Annotated in this window: 13 protein-coding genes; 2 read left to right on the forward strand and 11 right to left on the reverse strand. The window is 33.5% G+C overall.

Features of this window, described 5'->3' with window-relative positions; all coding sequences use genetic code 11:
• The 7 genes from BM253_RS03275 to BM253_RS03305 form a co-directional block, all read right to left on the reverse strand.
• Positions 1 to 1,320, reverse strand: coding sequence for an exonuclease domain-containing protein (locus tag BM253_RS03275; protein WP_091519057.1), 1,320 nt, complete (start codon positions 1,318 to 1,320; stop codon positions 1 to 3).
• 87 nt (positions 1,321 to 1,407) lie between these two features.
• The gene (locus BM253_RS03280; RefSeq protein ID WP_091519060.1) at positions 1,408 to 2,823 is read right to left on the reverse strand and encodes an amidohydrolase family protein; all 1,416 of its coding nucleotides are present in this window, start codon (positions 2,821 to 2,823) and stop codon (positions 1,408 to 1,410) included.
• Positions 2,824 to 2,846: 23 nt separating this feature from the next.
• Positions 2,847 to 3,506 (reverse strand): YggS family pyridoxal phosphate-dependent enzyme, encoded by a 660-nt coding sequence (locus tag BM253_RS03285; RefSeq protein ID WP_091519063.1) that lies wholly within the window; start codon positions 3,504 to 3,506, stop codon positions 2,847 to 2,849.
• Between the two features lie 37 nt (positions 3,507 to 3,543).
• On the reverse strand, positions 3,544 to 3,924 hold the full coding sequence (locus BM253_RS03290; RefSeq protein ID WP_091519065.1) for a GxxExxY protein: 381 nt from the start codon (positions 3,922 to 3,924) through the stop codon (positions 3,544 to 3,546).
• Positions 3,925 to 3,972: 48 nt separating this feature from the next.
• Positions 3,973 to 5,187 carry a DUF1015 domain-containing protein gene (locus tag BM253_RS03295; protein WP_091519068.1) on the reverse strand — a complete coding sequence of 405 codons (1,215 nt, stop codon included), beginning with the start codon at positions 5,185 to 5,187 and terminating at the stop codon, positions 3,973 to 3,975.
• Between the two features lie 230 nt (positions 5,188 to 5,417).
• Complete coding sequence (locus tag BM253_RS03300) at positions 5,418 to 6,305, reverse strand: 3-hydroxyacyl-CoA dehydrogenase family protein (RefSeq protein ID WP_091519071.1); 888 nt, start codon at positions 6,303 to 6,305, stop codon at positions 5,418 to 5,420.
• A gap of 44 nt (positions 6,306 to 6,349) precedes the next feature.
• On the reverse strand, positions 6,350 to 7,315 hold the full coding sequence (locus BM253_RS03305) for a Gfo/Idh/MocA family protein (RefSeq protein WP_091519074.1): 966 nt from the start codon (positions 7,313 to 7,315) through the stop codon (positions 6,350 to 6,352).
• 152 nt (positions 7,316 to 7,467) lie between these two features.
• Between BM253_RS03305 and BM253_RS03310 the strand changes: the two genes are divergently transcribed.
• The gene (locus BM253_RS03310; protein WP_091519078.1) at positions 7,468 to 8,112 is read left to right on the forward strand and encodes a protein-L-isoaspartate(D-aspartate) O-methyltransferase; all 645 of its coding nucleotides are present in this window, start codon (positions 7,468 to 7,470) and stop codon (positions 8,110 to 8,112) included.
• 71 nt (positions 8,113 to 8,183) lie between these two features.
• Positions 8,184 to 8,891 carry a hypothetical protein gene (locus BM253_RS03315; RefSeq protein WP_091519082.1) on the forward strand — a complete coding sequence of 236 codons (708 nt, stop codon included), beginning with the start codon at positions 8,184 to 8,186 and terminating at the stop codon, positions 8,889 to 8,891.
• 10 nt (positions 8,892 to 8,901) lie between these two features.
• On the opposite strand, the gene smpB is transcribed toward BM253_RS03315, so the two are convergent.
• From smpB to BM253_RS03335, 4 genes are all read right to left on the reverse strand, one after another.
• A complete protein-coding gene (gene smpB, locus BM253_RS03320) occupies positions 8,902 to 9,354 on the reverse strand; it encodes an SsrA-binding protein SmpB (RefSeq protein WP_091519086.1) in 453 nt (150 codons plus the stop codon).
• Between the two features lie 35 nt (positions 9,355 to 9,389).
• Positions 9,390 to 11,045 carry an ABC1 kinase family protein gene (locus tag BM253_RS03325; protein ID WP_091519089.1) on the reverse strand — a complete coding sequence of 552 codons (1,656 nt, stop codon included), beginning with the start codon at positions 11,043 to 11,045 and terminating at the stop codon, positions 9,390 to 9,392.
• Between the two features lie 74 nt (positions 11,046 to 11,119).
• The gene (locus BM253_RS03330) at positions 11,120 to 13,660 is read right to left on the reverse strand and encodes an ATP-dependent Clp protease ATP-binding subunit (RefSeq protein WP_091519092.1); all 2,541 of its coding nucleotides are present in this window, start codon (positions 13,658 to 13,660) and stop codon (positions 11,120 to 11,122) included.
• A 135-nt stretch (positions 13,661 to 13,795) separates the two neighbouring features.
• Entirely contained in the window at positions 13,796 to 14,569 is a 774-nt protein-coding gene (locus BM253_RS03335; protein ID WP_091519095.1) for a hypothetical protein, read from the reverse strand.
• Between the last annotated feature and the right edge of the window lie 90 nt (positions 14,570 to 14,659).

Below are 14,659 nucleotides of genomic sequence, written 5' to 3' on the forward strand. Positions count from 1 at the left end.
CTAAAACGATATAATTTTATAATCTTTTTTTGTGTAAAGATAATGCTTAACCGTATTCAGCACATCTTTTGTGTAAATAAGCGGAATTAAGATTTTACTTAAAACCTGTGCGTTTAAAATTTGATAATTTAGATCGAAAAAGCAAAAGCCTTTAAAAATGCCGTTTTCAATAACAACCGCACTTTTTTCGTTTAAATTTCTTCCTTTTAAAATAATGATTATATTCTTGTATTTTAGTTGATTAGATGCAATTAATGAACCAAAAAGTTCATTGTGCAAAACGGTTGGATAATTGATGTTTTTTGCAGATGAAAGTGCGTTTTGAACTTCTTCTACAATTTCGTTTTCTTTATACAGATCATTGATAAACTGCAACGCACTTTTTTGATTTTTAAAAGATTGAACCGCGTTTTTACGACCATCGCTTTTATGAATTTTTAATGTTTCGTAGCCGTTTTCTAACTTTTCTTGATAAACCGACCATAAAAAAAGCGACTTGCGTTGTGTTGGATTTAAAACCGGTTTGTTGTGCAACAATTCTTCGCGTTCTTTTAACAATGCGATTAATTCGTTACCGGTTTCTTCAAAAGTCACAGTGTAAACTTCTTTTTGAATGCGTTTAGCAATTTTGGTATCGGCAGTAAAAATCTGATTTAACTTTTTACGGATATTATTGCTTTTTCCTATAAAAATGATGTTTCCTTTATCGTTATGAATGTAGAAAATTCCAATTGTTGTTGGAATATTCTCTAAAATATCGAACAGTTTAGGAGAAATTCCTTGATGAACTTCGTTTTTAATTTGCTGTTTAACAATTTGTTTGTCGATATCTTTATCTAACAACAACTTAAATAATTTAAGTGTAGCCATGGCGTCGCCGCTTGCTCTGTGTCTGTCAGCTATCGGAATTCCCAACGATCGAACCAATTTACCCAAGCTATACGCTTGCGCATCGGGTAACAAAACTTTAGACATTTCAACAGTACACAAAGTTGGCTTTTGAAATTTGTAACCTAAACGGTCAAATTCCAACTTTAAAATACGGTAATCAAACGGAGCGTTGTGGGCAACAATAATGCAACCTTCGGTAATTTCAATGATGCGCTTGGCAACCTCAAAAAACTTTGGAGCTTGGCGCAACATGGCATTATTTATACCGGTAAGTTTAACAACAAACGGCTGAATGGGAATTTCGGGGTTAACCAGACTTATAAACTGATCTACAATTTCAACACCGTCGAACTTATAAATAGCAATTTCGGTAATTCCTTCTTTATTAAATTGCCCGCCGGTGGTTTCTATATCTATTACTGCGTACACTCTGTTGGTTTGTCAGCCCAAAATAAGGCTGGTTTCTTAAAGGCTAAAATACAAAAAATGTTAATGGTATTTAGATGTGTTTATTTCTTATTTGTTCATTAAAGTGTTCCAGTCAAATTCATCTCTTGACTTAGTATTTTTAGTTGATAAATCTAAAAGCATTTTATCTAAACTGTTTTTATCGAACCATGCACCATTTATAATAATACCATTAATTTTTCTGGTGTTTTCGATTTTTACCATTGGATTTTCATCTAATAACACAAAATCAGCAAGTTTGTTTTCTTCAATCGTTCCAATTTTATTATCCATACCTAACCATATTGCATTTAGTCGAGTAGCAGATGATAAGGCTTCTTCTGGAGATAAACCAGCGTGTACTAAAAGTTCTAATTCATCGTGTAAAGAAAATCCAGATACAACTCCCGACACACCGGCATCTGTTCCTGCTAATATAGGTACATTCAATTCTTTAAACGCCTTAACTAATAGTATTTGAAATGCAGCTAATTGATTAAAATATGCAATTCTTTCTGGAGATGATTTCTTATTGTAACTATTGGCGTTTAACCATTTGCTTTGTAATAGAGGATGTGTGAATTGAATAGTTTTCGATGCTTTTAATCTTGTAAGTGAGCTTGTTTGGTTTGCAATCCAATCCATTGCAGTTAGTGTTGGTGAAACCCATGTATTATTTTCTTTTGCGATTTTTGCAAAATTTAATGCTTCTTGATAATCAAATTTTTTTGCGCTTTTAGAAAATTCTTCGGCATGCGCAACTAAATTAAAATGTGGAATAAATGCTTTTTCTATTTCATTTTGAAAAACATTTGGGATATGACCAACTGTTTTCATTCCCTGTTTATTAGCTTCATCAATAATGGCTTTGTAAGTTTCAATATTTAACCCCGAATAGAGTTTTATGAATTCATAACCATCATCTTTAGCTATACGTACAGTTTGTTTACCTTCTTCAGGAGTATTAGCTTTTTTTCCACTTCCATTACCGCCATCAATAAGTGCAGCAAGAGCCATTCGTGGACCGGTTATTTTTCCATTTTCAATTTGTTTTCTTTGGTAAAATGATTGAATATTCGCATTAAGATTTAGAATAGTAGTAACTCCATTTGCAATAAAAGGTGTCATTAAATCTTGAACATCAAATATAATATCTGGTTTTTGTGTAGTTATTTTAGGATTTAAGCTAAAATCGGTTGGTAAATGAACGTGTATATCAATAAGTCCAGGAATTAACCATTTTTTTTTCCCATTAATTATTTTAGCTTTTTTAGGAAGATCCCCGTTTATTGATTTTATTCTTCCATTCTCTACTACCAAATTTGCATTTTCGATAATTTTATTGGGCGATGTCATTGTAATGATATTTACATTTTTAATGACAATAGGAAGTGATTGCTGATTGGATTTTTGAGAATAACAATTTAAACCAATTATTAATATATAAACAAAAACAAGATGTTTTCCTAAAAAATAATTTTTCATTTTTTATCCTTTTTAAATCCAAATTACCTCCCTCCAAAAATACTGCTACCAATACGTACAATAGTACTTCCGCATTCAATGGCAATTTTATAATCGCCACTCATTCCCATAGAAAGTTGCTGAAAATGACAGTTTGGTAACTGGTAAGGTTGTAAATAATCGAAAATATCTTTTAATGATTGAAATTCTTTACGAATTAGGTCTGCATCTTCTGTGAAAGAAGCCATTCCCATTAATCCGATTATTTTTATGTTCTCTAAAGCTTTAAATTCTTCTGAATGAATCAATTGTAACAATTCATCGTGTGCCAAACCAAATTTCGATTCTTCGGTTGCGATGTAAACCTGTAATAAACAAGGAATTACACGTCGCCATTTTTTTGCCTGTCGATTGATTTCAACCAATAATTTTAAACTGTCAACACCGTGAATTAAACTTACATAAGGCGCCATGTATTTTACCTTGTTGGTTTGTACGTGACCAATCATGTGCCATTGAATATCTTTTGGCATTTGTTCCCATTTTTCGGTCATTTCCTGAATTTTGTTTTCGCCAAAAATTCGTTGTCCGGCATTATAGGCTTCCAACAAATCGGCAATAGGTTTTGTTTTAGAAACCGCAACCAAATGAACATGTTCAGGTAAAGTATTTTTAATATTTTGTAAGTTTTCAGCTATATTCATTTCTTAACCACAAAGTTTTTAAGTTTTTACACAAAGTTTACAAAGAACCATTTATGACTCTTTTTAAACCGTGTTTTAATAATACAACATTAAAGTTTATTAATAATCCAAGTTTGAAATTTCCTAATTTCATATAGGTTAGTGTTTGTGCTAAATGTACATCGTTTAGCGCATCAACACTTTTTATCTCGATAACTAATTTATTGTCAACAAGTAAATCCATTCTGTAACCACATTCAAGACGCACATCTTCAAAAACCAAAGGCATTGCTTTTTCTTTCTCAACAATTAACCCTTCTTTTTGAATTTTATAGAATAAGCATTCTTTATAGGCGCTTTCCAACAGTCCCGGTCCTAAAGCTTTATGAACTTCAATAGCTAAACCAATTACTTTATTAGACAATTCATTTTCAATCATACTTTTTGTTTCCTTTGTGTGAAATCTTTGTGCCTTTTGTGGTTCGACTTAAAATTCGTAAATAATTAAACCGTTGCGCAGTTTTGGTTCTATGTATGTACTTTTTGGCGGCATGGTTAAATCGTTATCGGCAAGAGTTTTAATTTCGTTTACCGATGAAGGATACAATATAAATCCGATTTTAAATTCGCCATTGTCAACTTTATTAACCAGTTCCATTATGTTTTTATTTCCTGGAATGTAAGTAATTCTGTTGTCAGTTCTTAAGTCTTTTATATTCAATAAAGGATTTAATATTAAATCGTAAAGAATCTGCGCATCTAAATTGTCTATTATCTGATCTTTGTTCGGAATATTCTTTAACGTCAACGAATAAAACGATCCTTCTAAATACATACCGAATGTATATTTTTTTGTCGGTTTCCAATATTCATGAACTTTTTCCACCGAGAATTTTTTATTTAATATGTTCAAAAATTCATCAGTTTCCATACCGTTTAAATCATGAACTAATCGGTTGTATTCGTTAATCTGTATCAACTTTTCACAAATTAGATAGCTCATAAAATAATTCATATTATCGCTGGCGCGTTCACCGTTTTCATTCAGCAATAAATTTGATGTTGCCGAACGATGATGTCCGTCGGCAATATATAAATTAGGAATTTCCTTAAAAGTCTGCTGAATAAAACTCAATTCTTCATCAGTATCAATTTTCCAAAGTACGTGTCTTTCGCGATTGGTTGTAGAAAAATCATACAAAGGAGTTTGACTCATTTTTTGTTCGATCCAAAGTTCCAATTCCTCACAATTCGGATACATCATTAAAACTGGTTCGGTATTAAACCGGGTTTCGTTAAAATAATCCTTTAAATTTTCAACGCGGTATTGCAACGTATTTTCGTGCTTTTTAATCACATTGGTTTCGTAATCTTTCAACGAAGTTCCTGCTAAAATTCCAACGAAATTATTTTTTTTCGATTTGATCTGATATAGATACATTGCCGGATTTTCTTCCTTAATCAAAATTCCGTCACGTTTAAAATCCTGATATTTAGTTGCTACCATTTTGTAACGGCGTAACGGATCGATCTTTTCCTGATTGATAAACGCTAAATTAACAATATGAAGAAACGAAAACGGATTGAAATCAAGCCATGAAGCCAATTCGGCTGCCGAATAATCATCGTACGGACGCGTAGTTACCAACGAAACTTTATCAGCCGCCGGGCGAACTGCTTTAAAAGGAATTATATCTGCCATTTATTTAAAATCAAATTAATAAATAGTATCTGTTATTGTACAGTAACTGTCAAGCTGAACCAAGTTCAGCTTCTCATCATATAAATTTCAAGATGTGATTCCGAAACAAGTTCGGAATGACAAAACATTTGAAATTAGTATTTATAAAGGTACTAAATGTATCTATTAAAAAAACAGAAAAGACAATTGAACAGCGTTCAATCGTCTTTAAAACTTTATTTTCTATCTATTTACGAAAACATTTTTGCAACTTTCTCTGCTTTTTTGCTTTCAGAATAATCGTAAAAACCTTCGCCAGATTTTACTCCTAATTTTCCAGCCATAACCATGTTTACCAATAACGGACACGGAGCGTATTTAGGATTTTTAAATCCATCGTACATTACGTTTAAGATCGATAGGCAAACATCTAAACCAATAAAATCCGCTAACTGTAATGGTCCCATTGGATGTGCCATTCCTAATTTCATAACCGTATCAATTTCGCTAACACCCGCAACACCGTTGTACAATGTTTCGATTGATTCATTAATCATTGGCATTAAAATACGGTTTGCAACGAAACCTGGATAATCGTTTACTTCGGTTGGGGTTTTTCCTAAAGCTACAGATAAATCCATGATTTTTTTGGTAACTTCATCGGTAGTGTTGTAACCACGGATAATTTCTACTAATTTCATAATAGGCACAGGGTTCATAAAGTGCATACCAATTACGCGTTCAGGGTTTTTAACAACCGCAGCAATCTGCGTGATAGAAATTGAAGAGGTGTTCGATGCCAAAATAACATCTTCACGGCAAACTTCGCTTAATTCTTTAAAGATGTTCAGTTTTAGGTTGATGTTTTCTGTAGCAGCTTCAACAACTAAATCTACATTTACAACGCCGTCTTTAACATCGGTATAAGTAATAATATTTTCAATAGTAGCTTTTTTGTCTGCTTCGGTAATTGATCCTTTCGCAATCATACGGTCTAAGTTAGACACAATGGTGTTCATTCCGCGCTCAATCGCTTTGTCTGAAATATCAATTAAACAAACTTTAAATCCTTTTTGTGCAAATGTGTGGGCAATTCCGTTACCCATTGTTCCTGCACCAATTACAGCTATATTTTTCATTTTTATGTTTTAATACGAATTTATGCGAATATACTTTTTTTAATTTATTTACCGAAACAATTAATGATTCTGTGAGCAATTCTTAACGCTTCTGTTCCGTCTTCCAAGGTTACAATTGGCGTTGTATTGTTGTTGATGGCATCGGCAAAAGTTTCCAATTCATCTAAAATGGCATTGTTGGTTTCTACCGAAGGATTATCGAAATAAATCTGCTTTTTAACTCCTTCTGCATTTTGAAGAATCAAATCGAAATCGCCCGGAACTTCAGGAGCATCTTTCATTTTTACCACTTCACAAATTTTATCTAAATAATCGACAGAAATATAGGCATCTTTTTGAAAAAATCGAGCTTTACGCATGTTTTTCATTGAAATTCGGCTCGATGTTACATTGGCAACACAACCATTTTCAAACTCAATACGTGCATTGGCAATATCGGGCGAATCGCTAATTACGGCAGTTCCCGTTGCATGAATGTTTTTAACCGGAGATTTTACAACGCTTAAAATAGCGTCGATATCGTGAATCATTAAATCTAAAACCACAGGAACGTCGGTACCACGCGGATTAAATTCTGCCAAACGGTGCGTTTCTATAAACATTGGGTTGTGAATTTTATCTTTCACCGCTTTAAATGCCGGATTAAATCGTTCCACATGACCAACCTGTCCTTTTACATTGTATTCTTTAGCAAGAGCGATAATATGTTCGGCTTCTTCAACAGTGTTCGAAATTGGTTTTTCCAGAAAGATATGTTTGCCCGCTTTAATGGCATCAACCGCACAATGGTAATGCGAAAGGGTAGGCGTTACTATATCAACCACATCAACTGCTGCAATTAAATCGCTAATGGTTTCGAATGATTTATAACCGAATTCTGCAGAAACTTTTTCCGCATTTTCTTTAGATGGATCGTAAAAACCGACCAATTCGTATTTAGATGATTGATTTAACAATCGCAAATGGATTTTTCCTAAATGACCTGCGCCTAATACGCCAACTTTTAACATAATGAATGTTTTTTGCAAAGTTAAAATATATTTGAAAACCGAAGTGTTTTATTAGCTGAAAGTTAAGTCGATGTTAAAAATTTCTACCGAAAACCTTGTGTTAACTTTGAAAATATATGTAATTTTGATGCACTGAAAAACTTCTTTAAAACGTGAAAGACACCGCAAAACATCAAGGTTTACGAAACCAGTTGGTTAAACTATTGGCAGAAAAAGGCATTTACGACACCAATGTTTTAAATGCTATGAATGCTGTGCCGCGCCATTTGTTTTTAGAATCGGGTTTTCAGGATTTTGCGTATCAAGACACTGCTTTCCCAATTGGTGCCGGACAAACAATTTCGCAACCTTATACGGTTGCATTTCAGTCGCAGTTGTTGCAGGTTAAAGCCGATGATAAAGTGTTGGAAATTGGCACAGGATCAGGTTATCAAACAGCTGTTTTGTGTAAAATGGGTGCAAAGGTTTTTACTATTGAACGCCAAAATGAACTGTACAGAAAAACATCGGTTTTATTGCCAAAATTAGGTTACAGACCAAGAGTTGTTTCGTTTGGCGACGGATACAAAGGTTTACCTAACGATGCACCTTTTGATAGTATTATTGTTACAGCCGGAGCTCCGTTTGTTCCACAACCTTTATTGGCTCAGTTAAAAATAGGAGGAAGGTTGGTAATTCCCGTAGGTGATGAAAAGCAAGTAATGACGTTATTAATTAGAACATCGGAAACGCATTTTGAACAACACGAATTTGGTGATTTTAAGTTTGTACCTATGTTAGAAGATAAGAATAGGTAGTGTTTACTCAAACCAACTGATTATTTCACCCAAGCCAAAAAAGAAGAACATTATAACTTAATAATAGATTTATGAATCAAGAAGAAGATAATATTATTCCTATTAGAGATAATCAGGTTCATTTTTTATTTAAAAGAGGTAAGAAAGAGCACATTGAAGCTTTATTTGAAAAAGGGGAAGTCTATATAAACTCTATAGATTCTATTAGAACATGGGATGATAACAAAGAGCGTTCAGATGAAGATGATGGTATCAATTTTAGAAAATATATCGGAAACGCAAAAATAATCATGTGTGAAATTGGCAAAGATGCTGAGAATGAAAGTATTGAATTAAATGCTATTAACACAACTATTAAGCAAGATAATATTACTAAAGGCAATATTTACTGTTTAACAGGTATTTATTCAGACGATTTACAAGGAGAAAGAAATGAAATCAAATACGAAACTCAATCATTTGGAGAAACTATAATCCTAATTCGCAAACCTCAAATTTTCTTAAATAGAGTTTTTAGCGAATTAGAAAAATTAGGTTATAAAAATTATAAATCCGGTAGAGTTTCTTATTATAAGAATGATTATTCTGGAGAAATTAATTTTTTTAAAAAACACGAAAAGTTCAAGTCTCAAAACGAATTCAGAATTTTTATATCAAATGATAAGAATATTCCTTTAAAGGTTACTATTGGAAGCTTAAAAGATATTGCTTGTTTAGTTAATGCAGCCGTAATTAAGATAAAATATACAGATGAAAGAGAACAATTTATTTACTTATAAAATACGTTTTCTAATAAGCTTTCTTTAAACGGGCTAAATCAATTTTATTGTCGCGGTCTTTAATGGTTTCGCGTTTATCGTATAGTTTTTTACCTTTTGCCAAAGCAATTTCAACTTTTGCCAAGCCTTTTTCGTTGGTAAATAAGCGCAGTGGCACAATGGTTAAACCCTTATTCTGCACGCTTTTATTTAACGATTTTAATTCTTTTTTATTTAAAAGCAATTTGCGTTCGCTTTTTGCTTTGTGGTTGTAATGCGTTCCAAACGAATATTCTTCAACATGCGAATTAATCATGAATAATTCGCCGTTTTGAAACTCGCAAAAACTGTCTGCAATAGATGCTTTCCCCAAACGTATCGATTTTATTTCGGTTCCGGCCAAAACAATTCCTGCCGTATATTTTTCAATAAACTCAAATTCAAATTTAGCACGTTTGTTTAATATGTTTATACTTTTCTGCATGATGCAAATGTACTAAAAGTTGGTGTTTTGTAAAACTATTTGTCTTTTTTCCAGATAGAATAAATAATAGCGATGCCTAAAATACCCGAAATTAAAAATCCTAACAAACCTAAAAATGAGTTTCCGAAGAAAAGCGGCGGAATATGTGCCATCATTAAAATAGACGATCCTATGGATAAAGCCGCAATAATTATAGCATACGTTAATCGGTTTGAAGCATTTTGAAGGGTTTTTCGCATATCTTCCAAACCTTCAACTTCAAAGTTTACTTTTAATTTATCGTCTTTTATTTTTTCTAATAAAACCGTTAAATCGTCGGGTAAATTTTGCAGGTTTGCCGCAAGTATCTTTAAATGTTTTAACGATTTTTGAGCGATTTGTTTTGGTCCGTATTTCTTTAAAGCTAGTTCGTTTGCATACGGACGCATGCTTTCCATAACGTTTAATTCGGGATCTAACTGCTTGCCAATTCCTTCAATAATCGATATTCCGCGTAAAAGCAAATAAATAAATTCGGGCATCAACACATGATTTTTTGCCATGATCGATTTTACTTTTGCAACAATATCGTTCACGTTTATTTCGTTCAAAGCGGTATGTTCCAGCATGTGGAAAATATCGTAAATTTCCCGTTCCAACGTTTTTTCGTCTTCAATATGGTATTCAATTGCCAAACGTTTCATTAATCGAATGATTTTCTTGGCATCCTGAATCAGAAAACTTTCAATAATTCCTTCCAACAATTCCATATCGCCTTTCATGATCTGACCCATAGATCCAAAATCGATAAAACAAATTTTTTGATCGTTTAGTATAAAAACGTTGCCCGGATGCGGATCTGCATGAAAAAAACCGTCTTCCAACACCATTTTCATAAACAACACAATGCCGGTTTGCGCTACATCTTTAGGTAGCATGCCGTTTTCAATGATTTTTTCTTTGTTGTTTACCTTAAAACCATCGACAAATTCCATGGTTAAAATGTTGTTGTTCGATAGTTCTTTAAATGTTTTTGGAACGTAAACTTCAGAACGGTTTTCAAAGTTTTTACGGAACTTTTCTATGTTATGAAATTCGTTGGTAAGCGATAATTCCCGATACATATTGTTTTCGAAGGAATTAATCAGCTGTGTTAAACTCATTTTTCGGGCAGCATCGTAATTTTTTTCAAGGATTTTAGCCAGATCTTTCATAATCATGATATCGGATCTGATAATTTCTTCAATAGAAGATCTTTTAACTTTGATGACGACTTTTTTGCCATTAACCAATCGAGCTACATAAACCTGCGAGATAGAGGCCGAAGCAATAGGAGTGGGGTTGATGTATTCAAAATGTTCATCGGGATTTATCAGCAGTTCATCGGCTATTTTTTTGTAAATATCCAATTCTTCTGGTGGAACATTATCTTGAAGTTCGGCTAATTCGGCTATCATTTCGGCAGGCAGAATGTCTTCGCGATTGCTGAACATTTGTCCTAATTTAACGTAAGTAGGTCCTAATTCTTCCAACACCAAACGCACACGCTTGTAAACGCCGAGTTTAAAAATTTCTTCACCACGTTTCGATTTTAAAAAACCTTTTGGCAGAAACTTTTCGGCACTTGTGCGTGCAATGATATCATCGAATCCGTATTTAGATAATATACTGATTACGTTGCCGATACGTTTAATTTTTCTGATCTGATTCATAGCCTTTTTTCCTAATTAAAAGGTATAAAAAAAGTAGTAAGGTTTTCTTACTACTTTCTTAAAATTTTATTGAATTATTTTTTTAAAGAAGAATTGGCGTTTTTAATAGTAACCTTTAAAGCTTCTTCGTCTTTAATTTTATCCATTAATAGCACATCATTTTCATGAATGTTTCCGTTGATAATTTCTTCTGCCAATAAATCTTCCACATACTTTTGGATGGCACGTTTTAACGGACGCGCTCCATATTGCTTGTCAAAACCTTTATCTGCAATGAAATCTAATGCTTCCTGCGTTAATTCTAACTGATAGCCTAATGCCATAACGCGCAGGTACAGTTTTTCAATTTCAATGTTGATGATTTTATGGATATGTTCTTTTTCTAAAGCGTTGAACACAACCACATCATCGATTCTATTTAAGAACTCAGGTGCAAAAGCTTTTTTAAGCGCATTTTCGATAACCGATTTTGTTAAATCGTCTTGTTGGTCTTGTTTTGCTTTTGTTCCGAAACCAACACCTGTTCCAAAATCTTTTAACTGACGTGCACCAACATTCGATGTCATGATGATGATCGTATTTCTAAAATCGATCTTTCTACCTAAACTATCGGTTAAATGTCCGTCATCTAATACTTGCAACAACATATTGAAAACATCCGGATGCGCTTTTTCAACCTCGTCTAACAAAATAACCGAATACGGTTTTCTACGCACTTTCTCTGTCAATTGACCGCCTTCTTCGTATCCAACGTATCCCGGAGGTGCACCAACTAAACGCGAAATCGCAAATTTTTCCATGTATTCACTCATATCAATACGAATCAAAGCATCTTCAGAATCGAAAATTTCTTTTGCGATCACTTTAGCCAACTGCGTTTTACCAACACCTGTTTGACCCAAGAAAATAAACGAACCAATCGGTTTGTTAGGATCTTTTAAGCCTGCACGGTTTCTTTGGATCGATTTCGCAATTTTAGCCACCGCTTCATCCTGACCAATAACTTTACCTTTAATTGCATCTGGTAACTTTGCCAGTTTTTTACTTTCGGCTTGAGCAATTTTATTTACCGGAATTCCTGTCATCATTGAAACGACATCGGCAACATGCTCTTCGGTAACGGTAATTTTGTTGTTTTTAGAATCTTCTTCCCAACGTTCTTGCGCAACGGCTAAATCTTTTTCAATGCGTTTTTCATCATCACGTAAAGCCGCAGCTTCTTCGTACTTTTGACGTTTAACCGCATCTGATTTTTTATCGCGCACTTCTTCTAATTCTTTTTCAAGATTTAAAATATCGTCCGGAACTTCAATATTTGTAATATGTACACGAGATCCAGCTTCATCCAACGCGTCAATAGCCTTGTCTGGTAAGAAACGCTCGCTCATATATCTGCTTGTTAGTTTCACGCAGGCTTCAATAGCTTCGGGCGTATAAATTACATTGTGGTGATCTTCGTATTTAGGTTTAATGTTGTTCAAAATGGTAATTGTTTCCTCTTCTGTTGTAGGTTCTACAATTACTTTTTGAAAACGACGCTCTAATGCTCCGTCCTTCTCAATGTACTGACGGTATTCATCTAACGTTGTTGCACCAACACATTGAATTTCTCCACGAGCCAATGCTGGTTTAAACATATTCGAAGCATCTAACGAACCTGTTGCGCCACCAGCACCAACTATTGTATGAATTTCATCGATAAAAAGAATGATATCGTCGTTCTTTTCCAATTCGTTCATTACGGCTTTCATACGCTCTTCAAACTGACCGCGGTATTTTGTACCTGCAACCAAGCTTGCCAAATCTAAAGTTACCACACGTTTGTTGAACAAAATGCGAGATACTTTCTTTTGAATGATGCGCAAAGCTAAACCTTCGGCAATAGCAGATTTACCAACACCAGGCTCACCAATTAACAACGGATTGTTCTTTTTACGGCGTGATAAGATTTGCGAAACACGTTCGATTTCTTTTTCACGCCCCACAACAGGATCCAGTTTGCCTTGTTCTGCCAGTTCGGTTAAATCGCGACCAAAATTATCTAATACCGGAGTTTTAGATTTTTTGCCTGTTTTGTTTTGTGCTGACGGATTGTTGAAATTATCTGACATACTGTCACCTCCTTCGTCATCAAACGCGCTATTGCGTTTCTGTTCGCTTAAAGATTCTGAACTAGACAATAAACTTACAAATTCTTCTTTTGCGTTATCATAGTCAACTTTACAACGATTCAACAAAATGGTTGTAGGATCTTCGGTATTTCTTAATATCGACATAAGAATATGACCTGTATTGATAACATCGGTTTTATAAAGTTTTTTCTCTAAAAATGCTCGTTTTAAAGCGTTTTCGGCTTGTTTTGTAAGATGAATGTTCTTCTTCTCTGTATTAATAATTTTATTAGGGTTTTCTGGAATCAATGCTTCAAATCGATTCTTAAGAAATTCTAAATCAATTGATAAGTTTTGTAATATCGTGATTGCTTCGCCCTGGCTTTCGCGCAAAATACCAAGCATGATATGCTCTGTACCAATATAATCGTGCCCTAAACGTAAAGCTTCATCTCTACTAAAGGTAATTACTTCCTTTACTCTTGGTGAAAAATTGTCGTCCATTTTATAATATTTAGGGTTTTTTATTTTAACATATCAAAATCTGTACCCTTTATTTCTGTGGCAGTGCTTTTTGATATTATCTAATTTAACAAACTAATTTCTATTATCCTACTATGTTAAAAGAAAAAAGATAGCTTAATTGCTATCTTGATTTATTGAGTTTATAATTGATGCTTCTTCAGGTGTATCATCTACAGGTTCAGCTTCATAGCCTTCATCATAATATTCTTCAGGTGAATTCATTGATTTAATTTCCTCATCGGTGTACTGATAATGCGAATTGAATTTCTTTGTTTTTTTGTCGTAAACCAACGCTTCTTTTCTGTAATCAGTCTTAATCATTAAACCTCCACAAGTTGCCGGTGTTAGTTTTGCTTCGTTTTCGTAGATTTTTGCACCAACTTTAAAAGCATTTATTGTAGGCAATTCGTTTTCAAAATTTTTAATGTACAAACCTTCGCCTTTATGATTAAAGATTACCAGCATACTGCTTGTATAATCGTTATTTTCAAACAAAACAGCTAAATCGTCTTCATCATTATCATCATCGGTAAAATCGCCAAATGCATAAACCGATTTTGCGCGATCGGCAATTTTGGTTAAAAAGTACGTTCCATCTAAATAACTGTTATGTGCTAAGAAATCGTAAATATATTCACGGTAATTTTCGGGAATGTTATCGTATTCTGCTACAGAGAAAATACTATTTATGGCATCTAAACGTTCTTGAGAATATTCTTTTTCATTTTCGATATTTGCCATTCTGTTTTTATAATCTAAATAGAAATATCCGCCAGCGCCAATTAATACAAAACCAAGTATTACAAGGAAAATGATCAAACCTGTTCTTGATTTCTTTGGTTTGATTTCTGTTTTACTTTCCTGAAAATTTTCATTATTTGTTTCCATGTCTTTTTCTGAATTTTTATCAAAAGTAAAAAAAACTTTTATTTTAACAATTGTTTTATTGACTATCTGAAATTTTGTATTGAAATATAT

It is taken from the genome of Paenimyroides ummariense (assembly GCF_900115115.1).
Classification (GTDB): domain Bacteria; phylum Bacteroidota; class Bacteroidia; order Flavobacteriales; family Flavobacteriaceae; genus Flavobacterium; species Flavobacterium ummariense.

Bases quoted from the DNA above. Each gene is read 5' to 3' on its own strand.
- BM253_RS03280 (WP_091519060.1), bottom strand. From the start codon at position 2,823: ATGAAAAATTATTTTTTAGGAAAACATCTTGTTTTTGTTTATATATTA.
- BM253_RS03285 (WP_091519063.1), bottom strand. From the start codon at position 3,506: ATGAATATAGCTGAAAACTTACAAAATATTAAAAATACTTTACCTGAA.
- BM253_RS03290 (WP_091519065.1), bottom strand. From the start codon at position 3,924: ATGATTGAAAATGAATTGTCTAATAAAGTAATTGGTTTAGCTATTGAA.
- BM253_RS03295 (WP_091519068.1), bottom strand. From the start codon at position 5,187: ATGGCAGATATAATTCCTTTTAAAGCAGTTCGCCCGGCGGCTGATAAA.
- BM253_RS03300 (WP_091519071.1), bottom strand. From the start codon at position 6,305: ATGAAAAATATAGCTGTAATTGGTGCAGGAACAATGGGTAACGGAATT.
- BM253_RS03305 (WP_091519074.1), bottom strand. From the start codon at position 7,315: ATGTTAAAAGTTGGCGTATTAGGCGCAGGTCATTTAGGAAAAATCCAT.
- BM253_RS03315 (WP_091519082.1), top strand. From the start codon at position 8,184: ATGAATCAAGAAGAAGATAATATTATTCCTATTAGAGATAATCAGGTT.
- smpB (WP_091519086.1), bottom strand. From the start codon at position 9,354: ATGCAGAAAAGTATAAACATATTAAACAAACGTGCTAAATTTGAATTT.
- BM253_RS03325 (WP_091519089.1), bottom strand. From the start codon at position 11,045: ATGAATCAGATCAGAAAAATTAAACGTATCGGCAACGTAATCAGTATA.
- BM253_RS03330 (WP_091519092.1), bottom strand. From the start codon at position 13,660: ATGGACGACAATTTTTCACCAAGAGTAAAGGAAGTAATTACCTTTAGT.
- BM253_RS03335 (WP_091519095.1), bottom strand. From the start codon at position 14,569: ATGGAAACAAATAATGAAAATTTTCAGGAAAGTAAAACAGAAATCAAA.